The sequence below is a fragment of the Rhizorhapis sp. SPR117 genome (assembly GCF_021742065.1).
Genome location: NZ_JAKKIE010000038.1, coordinates 17,062 through 39,925, shown reverse-complemented (window position 1 = coordinate 39,925; position 22,864 = coordinate 17,062). Strand labels below are relative to the sequence as shown.

Genomic DNA, 22,864 nt, shown 5'->3' with positions numbered 1-22,864 from the left:
GCAGCAACATCGCACGAACAACACAGGAATTCGGCGCTTAGGCCGCGTTCCTTCACATTATCGCGACCTCGCGATAATCCGTAATCCACCAGCATCTCGGTGAGGCGCTGAAAGCCGCGAACATCGTCGACCGCATGTCGGGCGACACGATGAACGCCATGGCCAAGGGCTCGGCGCTCTCGCGCTTCGAAAGCTCCAAGCAGCGCTTCTTCTCGCAGCTCCTCATCTCGATGAAAATGCCGACGGTCATCCGCGCGATCGAGACCGAGGTCGCCGCCGGCCACGCCGCCGTGGTCCAGCTGGTCACCACCGCGGAGGCCATCCTCGATCGCCGCCTCTCCGATCTGTCGCCGGACGAGCGCGCCAATCTGTCCGTCGATGTCTCACCCCTCGACACGCTCATAGATTATCTGAAGACGGCATTCCCGACCCGCCAGATGCGCGCCTTCCGCGCGACCGACGGATCGATGCGATCCGAACCCATGGTCGACGAGGCCGGCCACCCGGTCCACTGCCAGGAAGCGATCGCCGCCCGTGACGATCTTATCGAGCGCCTCTGCGCCATGCCGCCGGTGCCGTCGGCGCTGGATGCTCTCATCTGGCACTTCGGAACAGACCAGGTGGCCGAGGTGACCGGCCGGTCCCGCCGTATCGTCCTCGATGCCCAGGGCAAGCAGAAGATCGAGCGCCGCAGCGCACGCTCGAACATCACCGAGACCGAAGCCTTCATGGGAAACAGGAAATCGATCCTGGTCTTCTCCGACGCCGGCGGTACCGGGCGTTCGTACCACGCCGACCTCAACAGCAAGAGCGCCCACAAGCGCCGTATTCACTTCCTCCTCGAACCCGGCTGGCGCGCGGACGTGGCCATTCAGGGGCTCGGCCGGACCCACCGCACCAATCAGGCGACCCCGCCGGTGTTCCGACCCGTCACCACCGATTGCAAGGGCGAGCGGCGCTTCATCAGCACGATCGCCCGCCGGTTGGACAGCCTGGGCGCCCTGACGCGAGGGCAGCGTCAAACGGGCGGGCAAAACCTCTTCAACCCGGCCGACAACCTGGAAAGCGACTACGCTCGGGAGGCGCTCACCCAATGGTATCACCTTCTTCATGCAGGCAAGCTCGCCAGCGTCACACTCGAGAAATTCCAGCTTATTACCGGGCTGAAGCTCGCCGACGACAATGGCTCCCTTCTCGACAAGCTGCCTCCGATCCAGCGCTGGCTGAACCGTATCCTCGCTCTGCGGATCGCGACACAGAACGCGATCTTCGAGGAATATATGGGCCTGATCCAGGCGCGCGTGGACGCTGCGCGCGAAGCAGGAACTCTCGATGTTGGTGTCGAGACCATTCGTGCCGAGCGCATCGTGCCCCTTTCCGAGCAGGTGCTGCGCGTGGATCCTCTCACTGGTGCGGAAACCAGGCTGCTGCGTCTGGAACTTCACCTCAGGCCTCACATAACCAGTTGGGGTCGCCTCATGCAGCTCTGGGACGGCACCGACGACATCGCCTTCCTCCGCAACGGCCGGTCGGGTCGGGTCGCGCTCCGCGTGCCGTCCTGGTCCATCACCGACGAGGAAGGGCGGCCGGTGCCGATGTGCCAGCTCGTGCGTCCCACCGGCAGCACCCGGACCCGGCTTGCCGAGCTCTGGCACACGCATTGGCAACCGATCGACCGCGACAGTTTCCAGCAATTCTGGGAAGCGGAGATGGCGGAAGCCGCTTCGAAGGTCGATGTCGAGATCATCACGGTCGCAACCGGATTGCTCCTGCCAGTCTGGCACAAGCTGCCCGAGGACGATGTTCGCGTCTGGCGGATCGATGATGCGGCGGGTACGTCTATTCTGGGACGCATCGTCATGCCGATGGCTGTCGAGAAGCTGGAGGCGGAATTCGGTCTGGCGAGTTCGATCCGGCTCACCTCCGCTGAATTGATCGATGCAGCGCGCCATGGGGATGGCGCACCCATTCCCGGACTGGACGGGGCGCGCCTGATCGCGGCGTTCGTGAACAACAGCCGCCGATTCGAAATCCGCGATTTCAAGCCCCATGACCGGGAATGGCTGAAAGCCAGGGGCGCCTTTAGTGAGGTCATCCAATACAAGACGCGGCTGTTTCTGCCCGTCGACCGCGCCAGCGAACTGTTGGATGCCATGATCGCGGAACGCTCATAGCCAGGCGGCTGTCAAAGCTGTCCCTTTGCCTTGAGCTCGGCCACGAACGATGCAAGCGGTATGACCAGCGTTAGCGGAATATTGGGCAGCGTTTCGGCGCCGTAGCTCGCATACCATTGCGCTGCCCGCTCATTCTTCGCATCGATGATCAACAGCATGCCATCAGCATCCGCCGCGACCCGCAGGCATCGCAGGGCTGCGGCCACGAGAAGCTGGCCGCCCAGTCCCCAGCCGCCAACCGCAACATCGGTCGCCAGCCGGAAACCAGCAACCTCGTGCGGGGCCAAGCCTTTCGTCAGCGGTGCCGGCACATTGTGGTATGCAATCGCCGACGGCATGACGGTGTAGAATCCCAGCACGCGGCCGGGTGCGGCCGGATCGATCGCGCAAAAGGTCTTCGACGCATTCTGTTCATGGCTCTGGCGGGCATAGGCCGTGGCTATCCCGCGATTAGCCATGTCGCAATCAGCATCGGGTCGAAACATTCTGCCGTCCGACGCATACCGGACGGCCTGAGCGCAAGAAGGGAAGGGGGCGGCGAAATGCGATCGCGCGGTTGCGATCGCGTTTCGGAGATACCTCATGTCCAAGAAACCTGTGGTCGACAAGGATTTTGTCGACGCCTTCAACCTCGACCTGACGAGGCTCGGCAGTGTGGCCCAGATCGCCATCACCAATCTCACCGGTAGCGGCGATGTCTTCGAGCTCCTCGATGATGAAGGCCAGTTCGTCACTCTCCTCCCCGTCACCGCGACACCCGAAGTCACCGCAGCGGCCTACCGGCTTTACGGACAGGGCCTCAATCGGGGCCTGCGCGCCGGGGAGGAACTGGCTTGGTCGAAGCTCCGGCATCTAATCGGAGCGGCGGGCAAGGATTGACACCGCTTTTCCCGTCGACCCGATTTCGACGGGCCACGGGACGTTAAGAACGTGAAATAGCGATCGCCCTCGATAGGGGCTGCGGCTTTCGAAGCGGTAAAACACTGTTCCTGCTCATTGAAACTGGCTGAGTCAAAGGGGGAGGGAGGAATGAAGGAGTGGGCATCGCAATTTGCCCGCACCAACTGCTTCTCCCGGGAGACCAACATGGCAGACCGCGCTTCCGCCTCCATGCAAATTGGGGGCACCCTTTCACGCATCCAACTTCCGGCGTTCATCGAGGCAATAGCAACCGACCACGGGCGGCTCGATTGGGAGGGCGAGCCCGTCGAGGAAGATACGATCACCACCGGCAATGTCCTCGAAATCTGCGCCTATGACCTTCCCGGGGGCATGTTCGAGACTGTCGAAAGCTTCTGCCGCCAGCACAAGCTTCCTTTCCGGCGAACTTCCGGCGGCTGCTCCGGAGTCTTCGGTCCCGAGCTCGTCGTCTACGACTTGCAGGGCCAGCCGCGCCATTACGAAATGAACGAAAGCGAGCAGGTCGTGCTCACCCGGAACGAGATCCACGATCTCGGTTCTATCGAGAAGATCGAGGACTGGTTTCGCAGCGCCGAATTCACTCCGCCTCCGATTGTTTTGCTCGAGGCAGGGGACCCGGGCTCGCTCGCGGCGGACTTCCACCATGACTGATCACGTCCTCAAGAGCGACTTTCGCTTCGCGTGCGCCGCTCGCGAAGCCGCGCTTGCCCAGAAGGCCCTCCTGGCATGCGACGAGCTTGCGCGAATGGAGCGACGTGCGCCATCAACCGCTTCGCTTCCCGCTGCGTTTCCCCCGATCGATCCCGCCGATCTCTGGTCCGGCTTTCGCGCCATATTCGCTGGCCCCGACTATCCGCATCTCGGCGCAGAACGTCACCTCGACACCGGAACCGAAACGGCCCGGATCGCTGCTCGGCAATCATCTTCGGGATGACCGACGTCCAGCCCGAGCCGATCGCCTCGCCTCTCCGGCAATGTTGCAGCGAGACACTCAAGGCCGGTCCGATCGGCTTCGGATGGGCGGAAGCCTGTTCCCGCGCCCGCGCAGGCGAATTCGGCGGCGAGTGCCGTGCGATCTTCACCGATCGCATCGAGTTCGACACGACCGGGAAAATGCTGGCCGAAGCTCTCGCGCAGGAGGGTCTGACATGATCAATTCCTTCCGGACATACGGCCCTTGGGGCGAGCATCCCGACCATCCGGTGGGCGATTGGAAAGCCCAGGTTGCGAACGATGACACGCGCCTCGGCTATTGGGCCTGGATAGCGGCCCGTGTGGACGCGCAGACCACGCCCGAGCTGCCACATCGCCCGCACTGACACGCGGGCACCAATCCTCCAATACCGCGCCCGCCGCGGATCACTTCGGCCAAAGGCTCGGGCGACCGGGCCGCTGCCGCTTTCGGAGCCTCCCCATGCCGCCAACGTTCCGGGACCGCCAGCTGGCGGCGATGGCCAGACATGCCGCCACGGGCGAAACCTGGTGCCTTCTTGCGCCAGGGACGTCCATCTGCATGGCGCGTGAGACGGACATCCTCGCCGGCGGCCAGCATCTGATCGACGCCATCGTCTGGAGCACCGACGCCGCGGATGAGGAACAGATCGATCCCGCGCTCCGCGCCTGAACTTCTTCCCGTTCCAGAAAGGCAAATCCATGAACGACGCATCCGCGGCGAATGCTGGCACGCGCCTGTTTAGCCAGATCGAGCATGATGAACGAGGCAATTTCCACTACGAGGGGGATCTTTACCGTCCGAACGAGCCATTTCCTTCGCTCTGCCGGCGCATCGAGACCCATCTCAACGCGACCTGCCGCGAGATGCGCTTCTCGGTTCGCGGCGAAACCTTCGCCCACGGGCGAAAGATCATCGCAGAACTTCTCGACGCGCAGGATGACCTTGCCGATCGCGAAGCACGCACCGAATTCGTCGTCCAGATCCGCGACCAGCTCGAGCGCTTCGGCTTCACCCGGTCCAACTTCTACCAGGACTATATGCGCTGCTCCTTCTATGCCGATGTGCGGATCGGCTCGGCATATTGGGCCGCGCTCGCAAATAGACGGGGCAGGGCCAATCCCGTCGACTCCCTTGTTTCGCTCGCCGCGTTCAAGCGCCGGCTCAAGCCGGGAGATCAACTCAGGCTCGTCGCTGCGCCGAAAGGCCATCGCGCGCTGGGCACGACCAGGACCGTCACGGCTGTCAGGTCCGGTGACCTCATCTTCGAGACCAAATCCTATCTGACGTTCCCGCGCGCCGCCGGCTTTGCCTGCGACGGCCGCTTCATTCGCATCGCCAACGGCAACGAATATGATCCGGACGAGCACCTCCTCTACGAGTGGTTGCCGGCCAGCGCCTAGCGGTCGGCCTCATGACGTGCCGAAGAGGTCCCGCCGCACCAGTCCGGCTTGGGCTTTCCACGCGGCCACCAACGCGCCACTCCGGCGTCGACGAGGATTGCCGAGACGTCGCGCCCCTCGAGCCGGACGTTCGCGACCGTGCGGTTATAGCTGCGACCGACCCGCGCTAATTCGACGATGCGCCCCTCCAGCAATGCTGTCGCTCGCCTCTTCGCATCGTTTCCGATCGTCAGTTCGCGCCGACATTTGGCATTTCCCGCTTGGCTTTCCGCGGCATCGACCCCGGCGATGCGAATGCGCTCTCCGCTCTCCATGCGGAATGTATCGCCATCAATGACATAAGCGATCCGGCCCTTCGCGCTGGGCTCCGCCGACGCCAGCGCGACTCCCAACATGCAAGTCCATATCGACACGACCAGAACAGCGTGCCCCGTCTTCCGGCCGACGCCGCTCAAGATTCCACCCACGTCGTCACTTACTTCCTTGCTCCTCACATCGGTTCGGCCACCCGGTTCATGCTACCCCAACTATCAGCAATAACCGATGAACCGCTTTCCGAGATTGGCGCCGGAATAGCCGCAGACCGTGACTCCGCGGAAACGACAGTGGTGCCACCATCATGCCGCGCCTCACCGTATCAGCCGGAATCGGCCGCACCTGTCACCCCCCGCGCGCGATCGAAACCTGGCTCTCGCGATCCGCGCAGACCGGATTGAGGGAGTATAGGGGGAGGGGGAAGGCAAAGCCTGTCGGGGTCTCGATGAAAGCTGCGCTCGCCAAGACCAAGGACCGCATGGTGGCCGAGGCGACGTCTTCTTCCGGCGAAGCATCCCCGTCGGCCGCCCGCTGGCAAGCCGTCCGGAGCCGAGCCATGATCGAACATATCCGCGGAGATATGCTGGAGGCGTCCGCCCACATTCTCGTGAACGCCGTGAACTGCGTCGGGGTGATGGGGGCCGGTGTCGCGCTCGCGTTCAAGCGACACTATCCTGCGATGTTTCTGGACTATCAGCGCGCCTGTCGCGCCGGGATGGTGCGGCCCGGGCGTCTCCATGTCTGGCAGTCCGCGACAGGCAGGCTGATCGTCAACCTGCCGACCAAGCGGCATTGGCGGGATGCCTCGCGCTACGAGGATGTCGAATCCGGCCTCGACGCGCTCCATGATTTCGTCCGGCCGCTCGGTCCGACGACCATTGCCTTGCCGGCGCTGGGTTGTGGGCACGGAGGTCTCGACTGGGCCCGCGTATCGCCGATCATCCACCGAAAGCTCGGCGATCTCGAAGCCCATACCCTTGCTGAATGCCCCGGCGGCTATGGCTATCTCTACATCACCGTGCGTTCCCGCGCTGACACCGTCTTCGCGTTCGCGGACGATGTCGCCGCGCGTGTCGCCGACACCCTCTTCCGGCGGCTTGGCCGAAGCGACGATCTGCGCGTCGGTCATGGCTACACCAGTACCCCCTATTCGCGACCGCCATCCCGGCGCTCGACCGGCGACGTCGGGGCCAGCCAGACGCCTCCTTCGATTGCACCCTGACCTGCGATCGCGCCGGCCGAACCCAGCCACCTGCCGAGGATCTTGATCATGACCGAACCCGATGACGCCATGTGGCGTGCTCTTGTCGATTTCCGCGCGCGCCATGGCCGGCGCTGGAAAGAGGCACTGTCCCTCAAGTGGATGAACGGCGGAGACGATTTCGAACCCTTTGGCGCTTCTCTGCGTCGGGTTCGCAATCAATTGGGGCCGTCCTGGCTCTGCGATCTGAAGAAGGCGACGCTCGACACCGCCGAACGCCGGCTCGCCAATCTCGCCAGGCTCCCCGAGATGTGCGCTGCCTTCCTGCCCAGCAGCGGCGAACCGATCGTCATCAAACGCGGCGAGCCCGGTTACTGGCCGCTTCCGGAAGGCATGACCGCCGATCGGATCAACGCGACCTTCGACGCGTCGCCCGCGCAGATCGCCGCCATGCTGGCCGGATCGATGTTCGGCTGGCACGTACCTGGAGCCGACCCCGGCCGGTACGACGAGACAGGACGGCCGCTACCGCCACCGTCGGTCTAGATGCCGCCATGGCTATCGAGATCATGGTCGGGCTGCCGCATCTTCGCGAAGGTCCCATCCTCCGGCGCGCCAAAGGCATGCAGATGCCGGCGCTCATCTCGGCAAATGCCCTCTCACGCTGGACCCGGCGCCGTGGCTGGCCGGAATGGCTCGGATGGAACCTTCAACAGCTCCAGCATGCACCCGGTCTCGCCAGCCTTGCGCTCGACTCCGCCGGCTTCGTCGCCTTGGCCCACTATGGCGCCTATCCGTGGACCGTTGACGACTATATGATCTTGGCCGCGAGCTACCCCTTTCGCTGGTTCGCAAGCATGGACTATTGCGTCGAACCCGAGATCGCCCGCGACCGCGACGAAGTGCTCGACCGCATCGCGCGCACCATCCGCGTCAATCTCGACTGCCGTACCCGCGCCCGCGACCTCGGTATCGATCGCCGCCTGATGCCGGTCATCCAGGGACGGCGTCCCGAAGACTATGAACGTTGTCTCGAAGGACTGGCGCATCCCCTTTCGCCGGGCACGCTGATCGGCATCGGATCGATGTGTCGCCGTCATGTGGCGGGCCCCGATGGTCTCGTGGCCGTCTTCGATCATCTCGACCGCGTCTTGCCTCAAGGCGTCCTGGTTCATGCCTTCGGCGTCAAGGGCACAGCGCTCTCCTATCTCAAGGGGCTGGAGCACCGGATAGCCTCGATCGACAGCCAGGCATATGGTCAAGCCGCGCGCCGCGACGCCTTCCGCCGCGGCATCGCGAAGACCGACGCCTTGGTGGCCGATCACATGCAGCGATGGGCGCGCAGCCAGCTCACCCGATCGTCCGGCCCTGCACGCGATCATCAGAGGCAACTGACTTTACTGATCGCCGACCGGCCTCCCGATGACCGCTGGGAATGGGCGATTGCCCGAGCCAGAGCCGAAATCCGCGGGCTGGTCGAGGAGGGAGCGCTGGATCATGACGCGATGACCGCGGGATGGATCGAGCAGTGGGCGGCGGACATCTATAATTCCGCCCCGCAGCCTGCGTCGAGCGTATAGTTCCAGTCGCCGGCGCTTTTCAAAGAACGGCCGACCGGACAGTCCGTTAGGTCGACGGATTTCGTGGCGGTAGACCATCAGCCGCCCGACAGAAGTCCGGATATTCATCCATGTCCGCAAGCGTAAGCCTCTTCGCGCTGCTTCCGCCCTTCGCCTTGCGGGAAACGTCGATCGCGAGGAGCATCATTCGCTTTGCGCGCTCGTCGTCCGATGCGACACATGGCTCATGGACGACAGGCAGGCTCATCCTATGATTTCCGATCAGAGCGCTTTGATTCCTTTTTCCCGAGAGCAACGGGTGGACCGTCAAACTCCCAGGTTCACGGAGGCCAGATAAACCCCAATCCCCGGAACGCGCAAGCCTTCCCCACCGAAGCGCTCTTCGCATCGGCGGCAACGATCCATGAAGAAATGTCCGGGCTCCGGATCCCGTCCAGGGCGATAGCGCGCTCCATCTCCCGGCTTTCGGTCGGTGGCCGTTGACGTCGGACCGGAGGAGGGAGGTGGGGATGGATGGGCGCCGGTAGGGGCGCTCGCGCCGCCGGTTCGTCCCAACCTTCTCGAGGAGAGCCCTCATGGCCAGCCTTGCTCCGAGCGTCGACCGTCCGGTCGACGGCGCCTACCGCGTCGACATTTCCCGAGGCCGCAACATCGGCCGCGTTTCGTCCGAATGGTTTTCGCGTCCCGACGATGAGAGATTTCTTTCGCTGACGGACCTCTATGACAGCGTCCGCACGCGCGCCGATCGCGCGACGACGCGGGTCATCGAAAGCAAGGCGGTCCGTGTCGAGGCGCGCAGCGAGGACGCCGAGCGCCTCTCGTTGATCGTCCCCGGCGAAGACCGTCCGATCGCCCCGACCAACTGGTCCTTTGGCCAGCTGTGCAGCCTGGTGAGCGCACCGGCCTCGTACCTGCGCAATCTTCCGGCCGCGCTGGCCGGCATCAATCTCCAGCACGGCCTGCTCACGCACCGCGGCGAACAGGTGAAGCTGCTCCAGACCAATGAGGGACGATCGGAGCTTCGGGCCGTGACCGGGCCGGACTATGGCCGGATCTGGGATCATGAGCTTGTCGGCGCCGTCATGAAGATCGCCGGCAACGGGGTTGACGACACGCGCTGGAAGGTCCCGGGCGTGCTCGACTGGGGCAGCATGCGCTACGATCCTTATGTCGACGTCAGCCTGGAGACGACGACCCTCTATGCGTCCGACAGGGACGTCTTCCTCTTTCTCGTTGACGATACGCATCCCATCGAAGCCGGGAAGCTTCCCAATGGCGATCCCGATCTCTACTTCCGCGGCTTTTACTGCTGGAACTCGGAAGTCGGTTCCAAGACATTGGGAATGGCGACTTTCTACCTCCGTGCCGTGTGCATGAATCGCAACCTATGGGGCGTGGAAAATTTCGAGGAAATCTCGATCCGCCATTCCAAGTTCGCGGCCAATCGCTTTGCCCATGAGGCGGCGCCCGCGCTCGAGAACTTCGCCGACTCCTCGCCCATGACCTTCGTCCAGGGCATCAAGACCGCACGCGAGCGCGTCGTCGCCCGCAAGGACGAGGATCGCGAGGCCTTTCTGCGCAAGCGCGGCTTCTCCAAGACCGAAACCTCGAAGATCATCGCCACTGTCCTCTCCGAGGAAGGCCATCCCCCGTCGTCTCTCTACGACTTCGTCCAGGGGATCACGGCCCATGCGCGCACCAAGACCAATCAGGACACACGTCTCGAGGTCGAAGCAAAGGCACGCACGCTCCTCGCCAGCGCCAATTGAAACGATCGCCGCCGGGACCAATCCGGTTCCGGTGGCCGGTCCTTGCTAGGATTTCACGCCATGCCCACGACCACTGCCCGCAAGGAGCTTCTCGACAGGCTCCATGACCTCATGTCGAGCTACCTCGGCGAGGAATGCCCGGACGATGAAAACTGGGAGGATTTCGACCCCGACATCGATCAGCTTCGCACCGAGGTTGGCGATCTCCTGAACGAGGAGATCAATCATATTGCGCAAATGCCGACCGAGCCATCCCGGTTCGTGATCGAAATTGCCTTTCTGAGCGAGGGCGAGCCGTTCGCGAGCGAAACCCACATCGTCGAGGCGATCGACTGGCCCTCGGCAAAGTGCGTCGCGTTTCGCCGGTCCGACGACAGCGTCTACACCGACGATCGCATTCCGGACCTGACCCGCCGGGCGATCGATCGCTCCACGCGATATCCCTCGGCGCCCCGGTAGCCGCTGGACGCTCCCCCCTGCGGTCGCGTGACCACGCCGCCGCGGGGCGGAACGCTTGGAAAGTCGAGCGCCACATGCAAGCCATGGAACCGTCTGGCGCAGCAGGTCGCCGCGAACGCCGCCGCCTGCGTCACAAGACGAGGCTGCGCGCCCCGACCGGCCGCTGGATCATCGAGACCGATCTTGCTCCCGAAGCCCCATTGGGATGGCGATTTTGGACACTTGCGGGTTTTCCGTCGGATCCGGTCGAACCGCGACCCTATGGCGGGAGCCGCTGCATTCCGCTGGCACAGGTCGAGTTGCAGGGCTCGACCTACTGGCTGTGCGCGATGGAGTTGGACGAAAGCTTTGGGCTCTTCACCGCGCACGAGCTCTTCCCGTGTCCCGCGCAGCAGGGCGCAGCGGGATTTGCGCGTCGCATGATTGCACTCCACGCGATCGAACCCACGCTCCTCTGACATTCCATGCCTCCGCTCGGCATGCAAAGGCTATGGCTGCCCCGAGCGGTTCTTGCGGATTTCCCGGATTTCCCGTATTGTGCCCGCCAACCCCAGATCAGCAATGCGAGCGCAACCATGGCGAAGGCCCTTGAAATCGTCTCCTCGGGAGATGTCCAGAAGCAGTTCGGACGCTATTCCGACGAGGCGATGATCCGTCCCGTCGGCGTCACCAAAAATGGCCATCTCCGGTTCGTCATGGTGCCCATCGACGAGTATCAGCGCCTGCGTCGCCGGGAACGTGTCGCTGGCGGGGTCGAAGACCTGACCGACGACATGCTGGAAGCCATCCGCAGGGTCGAGCCTGGCGCGAAGTCGCAGGATGCAGAGCCACGTCTTGGAGCCGCCTGAGCCCGGCGAGGTCATCAACTACAGTTATCTCTGGTGATACGAATATGAGCGGGGACGCGATGAGGGCGTGAAGGACCGCCCCGTCGCCGTCGTTGTCGTCGTGCAGACCGCCGATGGAATCGACAAGGTGCTCGTCGTCCCAATGACGACCACCCGGCCCAGCAAGGACCAGGCCGCGATCGAGGTACCTGATGCCGTGCGCCGACAACTCGGCCTGAAGGCCGACCGCAGCTGGATTGTCGTGAGCGAGTGGAACGAGTTCTCCTGGCCCGGCTTCGACCTTCGGCCGATCAACCGGAAATCAGGCGAAATCAGCTACGGCGCGCTTCCTGCTGGGCTCTTCCGCCGCGTCCGCGACGCGATCGTCGCGGGGGCAGCCGGCCGGCCGATTGACAGGGACGCCTGACGCGACCGTGACGCGGCCGCCATGGTCATAGCGATCACTCTTATGCTCATGCATCCATATCCGCCGGGTCCGCCGGATCGGCGATTTGCGTTCGCACCCTGAAAGTCGTCGCCGGCGCGAAAAAAACGTCGCGCCGGTAACCCATCGGCCTTTGAGGCGCAGCCATCTTCCCAATCGCCGGCAGCCTTCGCGGATGGCACGATCGCCACCCATCCCTTCGACACGAGGCCGGATGCAGCCCGCCATGGCTTGTGCGGACTCGCCGAGCGGTGATCGGTGACGGGAGGAGAGGGGGGGAAGAGACGGCGATCATCCTAGGAGATCGCCCGATGCTCACCACCCGCACCCAACGGTGGCGCGACCGCCGTTGCCGCTGGATCCCCGATGCCAGCGAGATCGATCCCACGCGCCTTTCGGTCGACGTCATCGACACGCGCTTGCAAGCCGCGCCTTTCATCAAGGCCCACCACTATGCCGCTTCCATGCCCGTGGCGCGTCTCTCGGTGGGGTTGTTCGCCAACGGCAAGGGCGGCCGGCCGGAACTCGTTGGCGTCTGCGTCTTCTCGCATCCGGTGAACGACGCCAGCGTGCCGAAGAGCGCGGGACTCACCAACGCGCGCACGGCGTGCGACCTCGGCCGCCTCGTCATCACCGACGCGACCGGCGGCAACGCGGAGACCTATCTGGTCTCCAGGGCCTTTCGGCTCCTGCGGCGCGAAAAGCCCGAAATCCTCTCGGTCATCTCCTATGCGGATCCGGTGCGACGTGTCGATGCCGACGGCAACGTGTTCATGCCGGGCCATATCGGCGGCGTCTATGCCGTCATGGGAAGCCAATATACCGGCCGGTCGAGCCCGCGCACCGACCTGGTCATGCCCGACGGACGCCCCATTTCGTCGCGGGCGATTTCCAAGATCCGCAACGCGGAATCTGGACAGCGCTATGCGATGGACGATCTGCTTCGCGCCGGCGCGCGCGCACCTCGCCTTGGCGAAGATCGCGCCTCCTGGCTCGCCGACCTCGAACGCACCGGCTTCCTGCGCCGTCTCCGCCACCCCGGCTGTCACGCCTATCTATTTCCGCTTACGAAAGCCGCGCGCATCGCAGCTCGGAAGGTTCCCAGCCTTCCCTATCCGATCCTCGACCGCGTCGCGACCGAAGGCGATGTCACCGCGTTGCCGCTGCTCCATCTCGCTGCGTGAGCCACCTCGCATCCCGATCGCGGCGCGATCCGAATTCGGCGGCGGTAAATTCATGAGGAAATGACATGGCAGACAATTATCTTTCGGCGAGCTTCGCCTTCACCTGCACCGATGCGGAAATGGCGCTGCTGGTCGAAGCATTCCAGGCCGCGACAGACCTTTCGATGGGCCTCGACCCCGGCAATCCAACCGTGGAACTACTCGCCGTACTGCCGCCCTCGAAGGCAGAAGATCCTTGGAGCGGCCTGCGTGATCTGTTCTGCGATCCGGACTATCCGACTTTTGGCGCTGACATGAGCATCGACCCCGACCCGACCGAACCGCGCACGATTGGCTTCCACGGCATGACTGACTTCCAGCCAGAACCGATCGCTACCCTCATTCATCGCTGCTGTCAGCCAACCCTGAAGCAAGCGCCGATCGGCTTCGAGTGGGCCGAGACCTGCTCGAAGCCTTGGGTGAACGAGTTCGGCGGCGGGTGGTGCGCCATCCATGCCGATCGTGTCGAGTGCCAGGCCACGCGCGAGGGTCTCGCGGCTGCTCTTCGGACCGAGGCTCCCGCTGCCGAGACGCTCTCGAAATTCCACGGCGCATGGGGTGCGCTTCCCGACCATCCCGTCACGGATTGGCAATATGAAGTCGCAAACGGCGACACCCGGCTGGGCTATTGGGACTGGGTGGTCATCCGGCAAACCGTCGACGACTGTGTCGCCTCGGACCCGTTCCCCGACTGATGTTCCCCGCCCTCGCTTCCATTTGACAGCATAACCCGGAGCAGGTCCTTCCAAACGGATTCATCCGCCATCGCAGGTCATGGCATCGCCTGCGAATCTGCCCGGCCGACAATATGTTCCACCAGGCAGGACCTCGCTGCGCCTACCTGTTCCCGCTAACCGGGGCAGCGCGTAGCGCAGCCCGCAAGCCGCCGAACTTGGTCTATCCGACACTAAGCCGCGCCGCGACCGAAGGCGATGTCACCGCGCTCCCGCTGCTCGCCCTCGCGGCGTAGCGCCAAGGCGGTCATCCGGCCGAAGCTCTGGGTCAGACGGACGCCGGATGATCGACAAGCTCCAGAAACAGCACTGGCCGCATCGCGAGCTGCGCGCCGATCCCGCCGTCGCGAAAGCTCTCGGGACGCTGGAACACCATGGCAAAGCCGCGGTTCACGCGTGTCGTCTCCGCGATCACGCGCGCGACATCGTGCCGGTCGTGCGCGGCGGTTTCATCGATCGCGAACAGTTCCGGCGGGACGTCCTCGGATGCTATAGGCGCGTCGCGCTCCGATCCCGGCCGGGCGTTGTCGATAATTCGAAGCGGCTTCAGCCGCTCGAGCAGGCAGGTCTTGCCTGCGCGCGGCCGCCCGACAACGACGAGGACGCCGCCGCCGGCCATATGCTCGCGCAGCCGCCCATGGAGTTCGAACCAGTCGCTGCTGTCCTGGCGGTGGCCGGGCGCCGTGACGCTATGCCACCGCCAATGGCTGAACGGGACAGGGTCGCTCCGGATTTGCTTCCAGGCCTCATAGACCCGCGCAACGATCTCATTGCCGACATAGGATCGCAAGCGTTCTAGCGCCGCTAAAGTGCCGCCATAATCTGCCAACCAGGCTGGCTGTGCCGCTGTCACCTCCGGTGCCTCCCTTACGATCCGCACAACCATGTGCCGCAAAACGCGGCGTCCAAGCATATTCGACCGCGACCGATTGTCGACCAATCCCGCTCCTTGATGAATAGCCGATGTGCGGGCGGCGGTTCAACGCGGCGCAGCGCGTCAGCGTCGAGCGCACGCAATTGATCGATTGTGAAGCATCTCATCGGCCGAGGGGCCGCACGGAGGATCTTCCATGAATAGTATTGACAGGCGCGACCCCGCCCAGGTGCTCGCGCGCCTTCGGGCGGCGCTCGCAACTCCCGCGGATACGGATGCGGCAACCGCGGCAACGCTGGTCGAGGACATCCGAGAGGCCGAGCAACGTTTCACCCGTATTTCGGAACCTTCAACTGAAATTCATCTCGGGCGGGTCGACCATGAAGGAAGCACGACCATCGTCGCGGCTCATTCGCGAAACACGCTTTTGCAAAAGCTCGTATCCTGTTGCGATCGCCGCTGGCCTCATGACAGCGAAACGCCTCCCGATCTCAACGAGAGGCCCGAGCAGCGCCTGGGAGAATTCCAGCAACGGCTCCCGGCGCTCACCATCGCCATTTGGACAGTTCGCGACAGCCACGACGAAGCGCTACCTGACGACAGGCTCGAGACTGGCCGCTATTGCGTGCTTGGCACCGCGCACCTCTGCGCGGCGACAGCCAACCAGCTCGATCGATGGTGCAGCGAAAATTCGGATGGCGGTCCATTCGTCATCGCCCGCAGCATCTACGGATGGTTCATACCCACTCGCGAGGTCGCTTCGGGGCTTCACGAACACATCCCCGAAGATCTGCTGGCCGCCCTGCGCTTCGGTCGCGAACGCGGCTTCGATCATATCCTGTTCGATTGTGACGCCGGCACGATTGCCGATCTTCCCGTCTATGATTGGTAGCCATCCACCTTTCGTCGAGAAGGGGGAGGGAGGGGGCGGGGCAGCGGCGCATGAGCGGGCAGACGGCCTGCTGCGAAAAAAATCGATCGGAGGCACCCCAAATGTCAGATCGCGATAGCATGGTGCTTCTGCTTGAGGCACTCGCGTTCCTCAACGACCATCCCAATTTCAGCTTGCGGCGCGACAGGCGCCGCACCTCCTATGACCTTGCGGCACGTATCGATCGCTACCTCGCGCGCCGGGCCGGCCCTACGCACCCGGCCATTCCCGAAGCCCGTGATCGCTGGGCCTCCACCTCTTTCCTGCGGATCGACCCCGACGAATATCTGGTCGAGCCTGCCGAGTTTGGCTACTGGGTCCGAGGCTGGATCCTGATCGGCCGCACAAGCCTCGGCGAAGCCGATCCTGAGCTCCGCGCCAGATATGAAGCCGCCGTCGCGGCGTTGCCCGATATCACCCGCCAGGCCTTCATCGCCCATCGCGTCGAAGGGCTCGAATATGGCCCGATCGCCGAACGCCTCGGCATCAGCGCCATTGATGTCCAGGTCCGCATCGCCGAGGCGCTTATCGCCATCGCCAAGGCCGTCGAGATCCCATAAGCGATAGATCAGGATTTGAGACCGGCCTCCAGCAGCTGCATCCGGTCCGCGGCAACCTCGGCGACCCGGGCCTGAATCACATGGCCGCGGCTCTGCAACACCTCGGCCAACCCCCGAACCATACCGATCAGCGCGGTTGTCCGCACGCCCTCATCGAGGACACGCAACAGCTCGGTTTCCTCTGCGTCCAGTTCACGCATCCTGGTTCCAGTCCTGCTCGGGGGCTGCATCGCTTCGCACGACCCGTACGCGCATGCTCGGGCGATCACGGCGAGTCGGCTGAGCCAAAGCATAACACCATCCCGACATCACCCAAATTGCGGAGGCGATCATGCAGGCCCGTGAAATGGAAATCGTGCTCGATCACTTCGCGCGATCGGGCGGCGTAGCACCCGTTCGCCCCTACTACATCTGGGGCGAGTTCCGCGTCGAGACCGATGGCGAGACGCTCTACAGCGATGAGGGGCATGAATATTGTCGCGACTGCGCGGATCGCCTCCTCGAAAAGGTGCTTCCCCACCTGTCGGCCAGCGAGCGGCACGATCACCGCATCTCATCGACCGAACTTCACCATGAGGACACGTGCAAACACTGCCTCATCTGTGGGGCGCTTCTCGACTATGCCCTGAACGAGACCGGCGTCGCCGCCGAGCTCGACCACTACGTGTCGCATCCACCGTCTCGGCCCCTGCGCGCCGGAGATGCCTTCCATATCGCCAGAATGCTCGAGGCGGCCCCAGCCGACCATGGCGTGCTGCGCCTCGCCCGGGAGGCGCTTCGCCGGATTCCTCGAAAGCATCGACGCAATTGAAAGCGCGTTTCCACTCGACCGCTGCGCATCGCCGACCAATGCCCGGCGCGCTCCCGCATCCATGCCCCGTGCGCCAGACTTCAGAGCGATGTCCTTTCGTGGTCGGCAAAGCGAAAACGTCGAGCGAGTGAGGAAAGCCAGTCGGGAGATCATGTCATGGGTGAACGAGAACTATTCGCCATCACAGCAAGCGAAGAGGGATGGAGCGATACGACGCAGATCGATCTTCTCCTGGACTATATCGAAAACCAGGACTCGATCGACGCCTTCGCGGATTTCCTCGCGGAACGACGCGCACACGTCCCAACCCCGTCGCTTTACACCGACCCGGCCGACGCATTTCTCTGGGAAGTGGCGGAACTGCTGCAGCACGCCGGTCTTATCCAGAGCCCCGAATTCCAGACTTTCTGCGCCACCATATTCGACACGATGACGGCCGAGCAGGCCGCCGATTTCTGGCGCATGCGCGACGGCGACTGAGCCGCCGCATCGCCGCAGACAGGAGACATTCCATGTCGGCAAATGCAAGGCGCGATTTTGCGCAACTCCTCGCCGGCGCCCGTATGGCGCTTCAAAATCCCGACCGTCGCAGCGAAGAAACGCGCCTCCGCCTGGTCGACCAGTTGGCCAAGGCCGAAGGGCTGATCGAAACGCACATGGTCCCCTGGGAAATCGCCGTTCATGTCGCCCGGATCGACCATCGCCATGGCAGCGAATTCTTTGCCGCGCTCACTCGCCAGGCGTTGATGGCGCAGTTCGGCAGCTATTGCCGCATATGGTGGTCCGAGATCGATGACAAGCGCGACCCCGCCGACCTTGATGACGACGCTGTCGCCAGCACCTATTTCGACCGGCACCATGGCGAATGTCTCGAAACGGACATGATTTCCATCCCCGCGCCCGAGGCGCTCGTGACCATGCCGGTTCGCAGCGATCGCTACGTCACCCTGAGCAACCACCATATCCAGCCGTCGACCGGCGATCTCCTCGACGAGTGGGCGCGGCTACCGCCCGAGGACAGGCCGCTGGGCGTCGCCGAAACGGGCTACGGTTGGTTCGTTCTGACCGACCCGATCCACCAGGATTCGGTCGAAGAGGTTCCCGTGGAACTCACCGCTGTGCTGTCTTTCGCCCGCGATCAGGGTTGCCGATATCTGCTCCTCGACCGCGACGGCGATGAAGTGAACGGCCTCAATCATTTCGACTGGTAGCCGGGGCGCCCGACACCGTGCGCCTGACGTCTGCAGGACCGATCGAAAGTCTTGCCTGAACCTCCGCGACCTCGTCGCGCCATCACTGACCGCCGGCTCGCCGTAACCCAGCGTAGCGGACCAGCCTGCCCGACGGCAGCGCCCAACTTCGCTTCCGTGACAGGAGCACCGCATGCCTGAACTTCCTTCCCTCGAATTGCTGCGTGAAGCTCGCGGCCGCCTGGCGTCGCATGACCTCAACGATCCGGCGACCACGCAGCTCATCCTGAAAATCGACGTGCATCTCGCGGCCCTGGCGCCGAACCCTGGCTCAGCCGAACTGGTCGAGGCTGCCTGCAAGGAGTGGCGCAGCTTCGACGAGATCGACATTGATTCGGACGAACAGCGCGTCAGCATCGGCGAAGACGGCACATGGGTCCGCGCTTGGATCTTCCTGTCTCATGACGACGCCGCGCGCCACGGCGTATCAGCAGAAATCTGCGCCCCGACCGACAGTGCCCAAACTCCCTGACATGTCCGTACGACGGAATTCGATCTCCCATCATGGAGGGGAGCGCGGTGGGAGGTTTTTTGAAGACTATCGGGGAGATCGAACCCATGTCCGGATTTACCAACCGCGACTATGCCCAGTTGCTATCGCGCGCCCGCGCCGCCCTTGAAACGCCGGCGGACCTCAGCCCCACTGAAATCAACTATGTGATCAAGGACATCGCCCTCGCTGAAGATGCCGCCGCCGGCGGCCATCTCCCCTGGCGCATGCAAATCCATGTCGCAACGATCGCCCACTGCGAAGGGATCAATCACTATGCAGCATGCACCCGCGCCGCGCTCATGGCGGAGGTTGCAGCTTATTGTCGCGAATGGTGGGACGAGATCTCCCACCAGGGTGATCCGGCCCAGCTCGAGGACGAGCAGGTCGCGCAGCTCTATTTCGACAAACATCCCAGCGAGACGCTTTCAACGAGCGAACTGACGCTCGATCCCGACCCAACGGATGACGATACCGGCGAGGAACCACCAGACCTCGGCGCACCGGTCCCGGACGAAGCGATCGACGAGCAAGATGTAGCGTCCCGACAACGGGCCGCGGCCTCCGCCATCTACGAATGCTATGGTTTCGGGCGGCCGGTCGGGGACGCCGACACCTGGTGGACAACGATACCCGGAGACATATTCAGCCGCACCATCTGGTTCGAGTGCGACCACACCGGCATTCCTGTCCCGCCGGCGACCCTTTTCATCACCTTCGAACCGGGAACCGATCGCCTCATCTCCGCCGTCGCGACCGACAGCGACGGCAATCCCGTCGGTAGGCCCGCTCCCCTGATCACGGGATAGTTTCCCACGCGGTTCTGCGGTGGTCGACCGGCCCCGCATCGCCCGAAACTGGCCGGCCACCGCCGGTCTGCAGTGGCCGGACCCGCTCCAACTTCACTCCAATCCGGGAGGCAGCAATGCTTCAGTCCCGCGATACCGTGCGCGTCTACCGCCACGGCCACATGGCGTGCGGCATCGGTGCCGGCGCACGCGGCTTCAACCAGGCCAACCCTCGCATCGGCAACGTCGTCGCCCGTTTCGAATGCGCTGGCGGGATCGACGTCGACCCGGGCGCCATCCGCAATTTCGAGCGCATGACCGGCGTGAAGGGCACGGTCATGGACCTGTTCGACCGCGACCAATATACCGCCTTCCACGGGCACGAACCCCCGCCGGGCTGGAAAGAGGCGGTGCCGGCCGACATTCGCGCGGTGTTCGGACGCCTCGACGTCTGCTTTGCGTCCTATCCCTGTAAAGGCTTCAGCGGACTTCTTTCCAACGCCGTTTCGAAGACTCAGAAATATCAGGCGCTCAACGCGCTGACCCTCCGCGGCATGTGGCTGACCCTCGAAGCCTATCGCGACGATCCCATTCCCATCCTGCTGTTCGAGAACGTCCCGCGCATCATGACGCGCGGCCGCTGGCTCCTCGACCAGATCATCGCCCTGCTGCGCGGCTACGGCTATCACGTCACCGAGGACACGCACGACTGCGGCGAGATCGGCTGGCTCGCCGAATCCCGCAAGCGCTATCTCATGATCGCGCGCCACCCCGACAAGGTTCCACCCTTCATCTACCAGCCGACCAAGCATCCGCTGCGCGGAGTCGGCGAGGTCATCGGCAAGCTGCCGCTTCCCGGCGATCCCGCCGGCGGTCCGATGCATCGCGTCCCCGCGCTGCAATGGCGCACCTGGGTCCGGCTCGCCTTCGTCAAGGCCGGGCACGACTGGCGCAGCCTCAACGACCTCGCCGTCGAGGACGGCTTCCTTCGTGACTATGGCATCGTCCCCGAGACCGAACTCAGGCCCAACGCTTATGGTGTCGCCCGCTGGTCTGATTCCGCCGGCGTCATCACGTCCGCGCGCGCTCCGGGACAGGGGCGCTTCTCGGTCGCCGATCCCCGGGCGCCCTGGGTCCGCGAAGGCAGCGGCTTCCTTGGCGTCAATCGCTGGGCGGGCTCGAGCGGTGTCATCTCGACCCGCGCGCTTCCCACCAACGGCGCTTACAGCGTTGCCGATCCCCGACCGGGTTATGGCGACGCCACCCATCGTCACGTCCTGGGTGTCCGTGGCTGGGGCGACAGCGCCGGCGTCGTCTCCTGCACGCCCAAGCCAACCACGGGGCCGCACTGCGTCGCCGATCCGCGCCCCGGCTACAAGCCCGGCGCACATCACAACCTCCTTTCCGTCGCGTCCTATCGCGGCAGCGCCAGGACGATCAGCGGCGCCTCCCATGTCGCCGGCGGCGCCGCCAGCGTGGCCGACCCGCGCCAGCTCTCGGGCAATCTCACCTACCAGCAATATGGCGTCCGGCCATGGCGGGAATGGGCGGGAACCGTCACGGCGCAGTCGCTGCCCGGCGGCGGTCCCCATTCGGTCGCCGACCCGCGCATCCACGGTCGGCCGCGCTTTAACAATGTCTATCGCGTCGTACCGTTCAACCGCGATGCGCCCGCCGTCGCCGGCCCGGGTGGACCTGCCGGCGGCCTTTGCGTCGCCGACCCGCGCGCCCCCCAAGGCCGCCACGTCAACGGCAAATACCGCGTCACCGGGTTCACCATGTCGGCCAACGCCGTGATCGGCGCGAGCTCGACCGGCATGGGCGCGTTCGTCGTCGCCGACCCCCGTTGCACCTGGGGGCCGGACAGCCACCGCAACAAGCTCAAGGTCGTCTCCATGACGGGCCAGGCGCCCACCGTCACCGGTTCCGATCGCGTCGGAAGCGGTGCGATCTCGGTCGCCGATCCCCGTCCGGCTTGCCTGTCCCGCCCCGGGCGAGACAGCTACCTGACCCAGGGCCATTATGGCGTGGTCTCGTGGACCGGCGCAGCCGGTGCGATCCCCGCCTTTGCCAAAAACAATAACGGTCCCTGGTCGCTTGCCGATCCGCGGATCGACGCGCCACCGAATTTGCCCGACCCGGCGAATGACTGGAGCCTGCCACCTCTCGACGAGCGTCTCGTCGCCAGGATCATCGCGCTCGACGAAACCTGGCATCGCCCGTTCACGACCCTGGAGCTTGCCGCTCTACAGTCGCTCTTCGATCCCGAGGAGATATTCGTCTTCAATCCGGCGCTCGACGCCTATGTGCGTCGCTGGGAACGCAGCTGGGCGACGCGCGGCTTCGATCTCGAAGCCAGTTCCGATTCCACCCGCCGCGAATGGATCGGCAATGCGGTCCCGAGCGCATCCGCCAAGGCGATGGCCGAGGTGATCGGAGAAGCGCTGCTGCTCGCGAGCATGGGCGAGACATTCACGCTGTCGTCGCGTGAGATATGGGTCCGGCCGCTCGCGCTGGCGCTGGCCGTCAATCCCGATCAGGCGGCCTTTCAGCTCGATATGGGGCAGGCGGCATGAACGCGCGCTCGCGCCGCGCCGAGGTCCGAAACCCGGTTCTTACACTGCCGTCCGCCCGCGCGCTCAAGGCCCAGCAGCCGCAAATCCTCGCCCTTCTGGCTGCGCTGTTATATGATCTGCAGCGTGACGCCCGGCAGCGTGCCGACAAGGCGTGGGGAACGCGCAAGGCCTTCATCGCCGCTTACTGGTTCACCGTCGCCGTCTATGCGGGCCACATCGCGAAGGCCATTCGTCCGGCGCATTACAGCCGGAACAAGGCGACGCCCTTCCGCGTGCGCCAGCATGGCTATGCCGCCCTGGCCGCCGTGGACTGGGCGGAGGCTTCCAGACTCTACAGCGAGAGGCGCGATCGCTTCGGTCTTGGAACCAGCCAGTTCCCCGAGGGCGAGGTGCTCCTTGACGACATCCCGATTGCCCGCATCAGCTATAACGGCCGGATCTGGCCGCTCGGACCCTTTCGACCGGAAATGGAGCCCATCTACGACAATCGGATTGCGGCGGATCGATCATGACACGCCCGGCCGAATGGGACGATCCGCCCGGTTACGACCGTCATATCGGCCGGGCTCGCACGCCAAGCG

At 64.3% G+C, this 22,864-nt stretch carries 33 protein-coding genes; 28 read left to right on the top strand and 5 right to left on the bottom strand.

The features are described 5' to 3' along the window. Positions 1 to 149: 149 nt before the first annotated feature. Positions 150 to 2,174, top strand: coding sequence for a strawberry notch C-terminal domain-containing protein (locus L3X40_RS14655; RefSeq protein ID WP_237366261.1), 2,025 nt, complete (start codon positions 150 to 152; stop codon positions 2,172 to 2,174). 11 nt (positions 2,175 to 2,185) lie between these two features. Here the strand turns inward: L3X40_RS14655 and L3X40_RS14650 are convergent, their stop codons facing one another. Continuing rightward, the gene (locus L3X40_RS14650) at positions 2,186 to 2,659 is read right to left on the bottom strand and encodes a hypothetical protein (protein ID WP_082748587.1); all 474 of its coding nucleotides are present in this window, start codon (positions 2,657 to 2,659) and stop codon (positions 2,186 to 2,188) included. A gap of 97 nt (positions 2,660 to 2,756) precedes the next feature. Here L3X40_RS14650 and L3X40_RS14645 point away from each other — a divergent pair, with 97 nt between their 5' ends. The 7 genes from L3X40_RS14645 to L3X40_RS14615 all read left to right on the top strand — a co-directional run bounded on the left by L3X40_RS14645 (position 2,757) and on the right by L3X40_RS14615 (position 5,450). Further along, on the top strand, positions 2,757 to 3,053 hold the full coding sequence (locus L3X40_RS14645; RefSeq protein ID WP_066556982.1) for a hypothetical protein: 297 nt from the start codon (positions 2,757 to 2,759) through the stop codon (positions 3,051 to 3,053). A 150-nt stretch (positions 3,054 to 3,203) separates the two neighbouring features. After that, positions 3,204 to 3,746, top strand: coding sequence for a hypothetical protein (locus L3X40_RS14640; RefSeq protein WP_237229778.1), 543 nt, complete (start codon positions 3,204 to 3,206; stop codon positions 3,744 to 3,746). Further along, on the top strand, positions 3,739 to 4,029 hold the full coding sequence (locus L3X40_RS14635; RefSeq protein ID WP_066556990.1) for a hypothetical protein: 291 nt from the start codon (positions 3,739 to 3,741) through the stop codon (positions 4,027 to 4,029). The genes L3X40_RS14640 and L3X40_RS14635 overlap by 8 nt, the downstream gene beginning before the upstream one ends. Continuing rightward, a complete protein-coding gene (locus tag L3X40_RS14630; protein WP_066556992.1) occupies positions 4,026 to 4,247 on the top strand; it encodes a hypothetical protein in 222 nt (73 codons plus the stop codon). The genes L3X40_RS14635 and L3X40_RS14630 overlap by 4 nt, the downstream gene beginning before the upstream one ends. Further along, positions 4,244 to 4,414: a hypothetical protein gene (locus L3X40_RS14625; protein WP_197672703.1), complete on the top strand. Its 171-nt coding sequence runs from the start codon at positions 4,244 to 4,246 to the stop codon at positions 4,412 to 4,414. Before L3X40_RS14630 ends, L3X40_RS14625 begins: the two co-directional genes overlap by 4 nt. Positions 4,415 to 4,509: 95 nt before the next feature. Next, on the top strand, positions 4,510 to 4,719 hold the full coding sequence (locus L3X40_RS14620) for a hypothetical protein (protein ID WP_066556993.1): 210 nt from the start codon (positions 4,510 to 4,512) through the stop codon (positions 4,717 to 4,719). Between the two features lie 29 nt (positions 4,720 to 4,748). Then, entirely contained in the window at positions 4,749 to 5,450 is a 702-nt protein-coding gene (locus L3X40_RS14615; RefSeq protein WP_237366260.1) for a hypothetical protein, read from the top strand. Here the strand turns inward: L3X40_RS14615 and L3X40_RS14610 are convergent. Continuing rightward, positions 5,447 to 5,917, bottom strand: a complete 471-nt coding sequence (locus L3X40_RS14610) for a thermonuclease family protein (RefSeq protein ID WP_237366259.1) — start codon at positions 5,915 to 5,917, stop codon at positions 5,447 to 5,449. The genes L3X40_RS14615 and L3X40_RS14610 overlap by 4 nt on opposite strands. Positions 5,918 to 6,210: 293 nt before the next feature. Here L3X40_RS14610 and L3X40_RS14605 point away from each other — a divergent pair, with 293 nt between their 5' ends. The 3 genes from L3X40_RS14605 to L3X40_RS14595 are packed head-to-tail and all read left to right on the top strand — an operon-like array spanning position 6,211 to position 8,546. Further along, positions 6,211 to 6,987, top strand: coding sequence for a macro domain-containing protein (locus tag L3X40_RS14605; RefSeq protein ID WP_066557001.1), 777 nt, complete (start codon positions 6,211 to 6,213; stop codon positions 6,985 to 6,987). A gap of 48 nt (positions 6,988 to 7,035) precedes the next feature. Next, positions 7,036 to 7,512, top strand: a complete 477-nt coding sequence (locus L3X40_RS14600; protein ID WP_145907294.1) for a hypothetical protein — start codon at positions 7,036 to 7,038, stop codon at positions 7,510 to 7,512. Between the two features lie 8 nt (positions 7,513 to 7,520). Next, complete coding sequence (locus L3X40_RS14595; RefSeq protein WP_066557006.1) at positions 7,521 to 8,546, top strand: deazapurine DNA modification protein DpdA family protein; 1,026 nt, start codon at positions 7,521 to 7,523, stop codon at positions 8,544 to 8,546. Between the two features lie 46 nt (positions 8,547 to 8,592). On the opposite strand, the gene L3X40_RS14590 is transcribed toward L3X40_RS14595, so the two are convergent. Further along, entirely contained in the window at positions 8,593 to 8,793 is a 201-nt protein-coding gene (locus L3X40_RS14590; RefSeq protein WP_066557009.1) for a hypothetical protein, read from the bottom strand. Between the two features lie 328 nt (positions 8,794 to 9,121). Between L3X40_RS14590 and L3X40_RS14585 the strand changes: the two genes are divergently transcribed. The 8 genes from L3X40_RS14585 (at position 9,122) to L3X40_RS14550 (ending at position 14,239) form a co-directional block, all read left to right on the top strand. Beyond that, positions 9,122 to 10,315, top strand: a complete 1,194-nt coding sequence (locus L3X40_RS14585; protein ID WP_066557011.1) for a hypothetical protein — start codon at positions 9,122 to 9,124, stop codon at positions 10,313 to 10,315. Between the two features lie 60 nt (positions 10,316 to 10,375). Next, positions 10,376 to 10,774 carry a hypothetical protein gene (locus L3X40_RS14580; RefSeq protein ID WP_066557013.1) on the top strand — a complete coding sequence of 133 codons (399 nt, stop codon included), beginning with the start codon at positions 10,376 to 10,378 and terminating at the stop codon, positions 10,772 to 10,774. 74 nt (positions 10,775 to 10,848) lie between these two features. Beyond that, positions 10,849 to 11,232, top strand: coding sequence for a transposase (locus L3X40_RS14575; RefSeq protein WP_237366258.1), 384 nt, complete (start codon positions 10,849 to 10,851; stop codon positions 11,230 to 11,232). Positions 11,233 to 11,349: 117 nt separating this feature from the next. Next, positions 11,350 to 11,622 (top strand): type II toxin-antitoxin system Phd/YefM family antitoxin, encoded by a 273-nt coding sequence (locus L3X40_RS14570; protein WP_066561687.1) that lies wholly within the window; start codon positions 11,350 to 11,352, stop codon positions 11,620 to 11,622. Between the two features lie 67 nt (positions 11,623 to 11,689). Further along, entirely contained in the window at positions 11,690 to 12,028 is a 339-nt protein-coding gene (locus tag L3X40_RS14565; RefSeq protein ID WP_197672704.1) for a hypothetical protein, read from the top strand. 329 nt (positions 12,029 to 12,357) lie between these two features. Beyond that, entirely contained in the window at positions 12,358 to 13,230 is an 873-nt protein-coding gene (locus tag L3X40_RS14560; protein WP_066557030.1) for a Mom family adenine methylcarbamoylation protein, read from the top strand. Positions 13,231 to 13,295: 65 nt separating this feature from the next. Further along, positions 13,296 to 13,964: a hypothetical protein gene (locus L3X40_RS14555; protein ID WP_197672705.1), complete on the top strand. Its 669-nt coding sequence runs from the start codon at positions 13,296 to 13,298 to the stop codon at positions 13,962 to 13,964. A 113-nt stretch (positions 13,965 to 14,077) separates the two neighbouring features. After that, entirely contained in the window at positions 14,078 to 14,239 is a 162-nt protein-coding gene (locus L3X40_RS14550; RefSeq protein ID WP_237366257.1) for a hypothetical protein, read from the top strand. A gap of 32 nt (positions 14,240 to 14,271) precedes the next feature. On the opposite strand, the gene L3X40_RS14545 is transcribed toward L3X40_RS14550, so the two are convergent. After that, positions 14,272 to 14,856 carry a hypothetical protein gene (locus tag L3X40_RS14545; RefSeq protein ID WP_145907298.1) on the bottom strand — a complete coding sequence of 195 codons (585 nt, stop codon included), beginning with the start codon at positions 14,854 to 14,856 and terminating at the stop codon, positions 14,272 to 14,274. Positions 14,857 to 15,073: 217 nt separating this feature from the next. Between L3X40_RS14545 and L3X40_RS14540 the strand changes: the two genes are divergently transcribed. After that, the gene (locus L3X40_RS14540; protein ID WP_066557038.1) at positions 15,074 to 15,769 is read left to right on the top strand and encodes a DUF5983 family protein; all 696 of its coding nucleotides are present in this window, start codon (positions 15,074 to 15,076) and stop codon (positions 15,767 to 15,769) included. Positions 15,770 to 15,870: 101 nt separating this feature from the next. Continuing rightward, complete coding sequence (locus L3X40_RS14535; RefSeq protein ID WP_066557041.1) at positions 15,871 to 16,368, top strand: sigma factor-like helix-turn-helix DNA-binding protein; 498 nt, start codon at positions 15,871 to 15,873, stop codon at positions 16,366 to 16,368. A gap of 8 nt (positions 16,369 to 16,376) precedes the next feature. Here L3X40_RS14535 and L3X40_RS14530 read toward each other — a convergent pair whose 3' ends face one another. Then, positions 16,377 to 16,568: a hypothetical protein gene (locus tag L3X40_RS14530; protein ID WP_066561689.1), complete on the bottom strand. Its 192-nt coding sequence runs from the start codon at positions 16,566 to 16,568 to the stop codon at positions 16,377 to 16,379. Between the two features lie 131 nt (positions 16,569 to 16,699). Here L3X40_RS14530 and L3X40_RS14525 point away from each other — a divergent pair, with 131 nt between their 5' ends. From L3X40_RS14525 to L3X40_RS14495, 7 genes are all read left to right on the top strand, one after another. Then, positions 16,700 to 17,179, top strand: coding sequence for a hypothetical protein (locus L3X40_RS14525; RefSeq protein ID WP_082748589.1), 480 nt, complete (start codon positions 16,700 to 16,702; stop codon positions 17,177 to 17,179). A 156-nt stretch (positions 17,180 to 17,335) separates the two neighbouring features. Then, positions 17,336 to 17,659 (top strand): hypothetical protein, encoded by a 324-nt coding sequence (locus L3X40_RS14520; protein ID WP_066557046.1) that lies wholly within the window; start codon positions 17,336 to 17,338, stop codon positions 17,657 to 17,659. Between the two features lie 32 nt (positions 17,660 to 17,691). Further along, a complete protein-coding gene (locus tag L3X40_RS14515) occupies positions 17,692 to 18,390 on the top strand; it encodes a DUF5983 family protein (RefSeq protein WP_066557049.1) in 699 nt (232 codons plus the stop codon). A 172-nt stretch (positions 18,391 to 18,562) separates the two neighbouring features. Next, complete coding sequence (locus L3X40_RS14510; RefSeq protein WP_066557051.1) at positions 18,563 to 18,901, top strand: hypothetical protein; 339 nt, start codon at positions 18,563 to 18,565, stop codon at positions 18,899 to 18,901. A gap of 59 nt (positions 18,902 to 18,960) precedes the next feature. Then, positions 18,961 to 19,728: a hypothetical protein gene (locus L3X40_RS14505; RefSeq protein ID WP_237366256.1), complete on the top strand. Its 768-nt coding sequence runs from the start codon at positions 18,961 to 18,963 to the stop codon at positions 19,726 to 19,728. A 116-nt stretch (positions 19,729 to 19,844) separates the two neighbouring features. Beyond that, positions 19,845 to 22,283: a DNA cytosine methyltransferase gene (locus L3X40_RS14500; RefSeq protein ID WP_066557055.1), complete on the top strand. Its 2,439-nt coding sequence runs from the start codon at positions 19,845 to 19,847 to the stop codon at positions 22,281 to 22,283. Next, positions 22,280 to 22,795: a hypothetical protein gene (locus tag L3X40_RS14495; RefSeq protein WP_237229779.1), complete on the top strand. Its 516-nt coding sequence runs from the start codon at positions 22,280 to 22,282 to the stop codon at positions 22,793 to 22,795. Before L3X40_RS14500 ends, L3X40_RS14495 begins: the two co-directional genes overlap by 4 nt. Positions 22,796 to 22,864 lie beyond the last annotated feature (69 nt).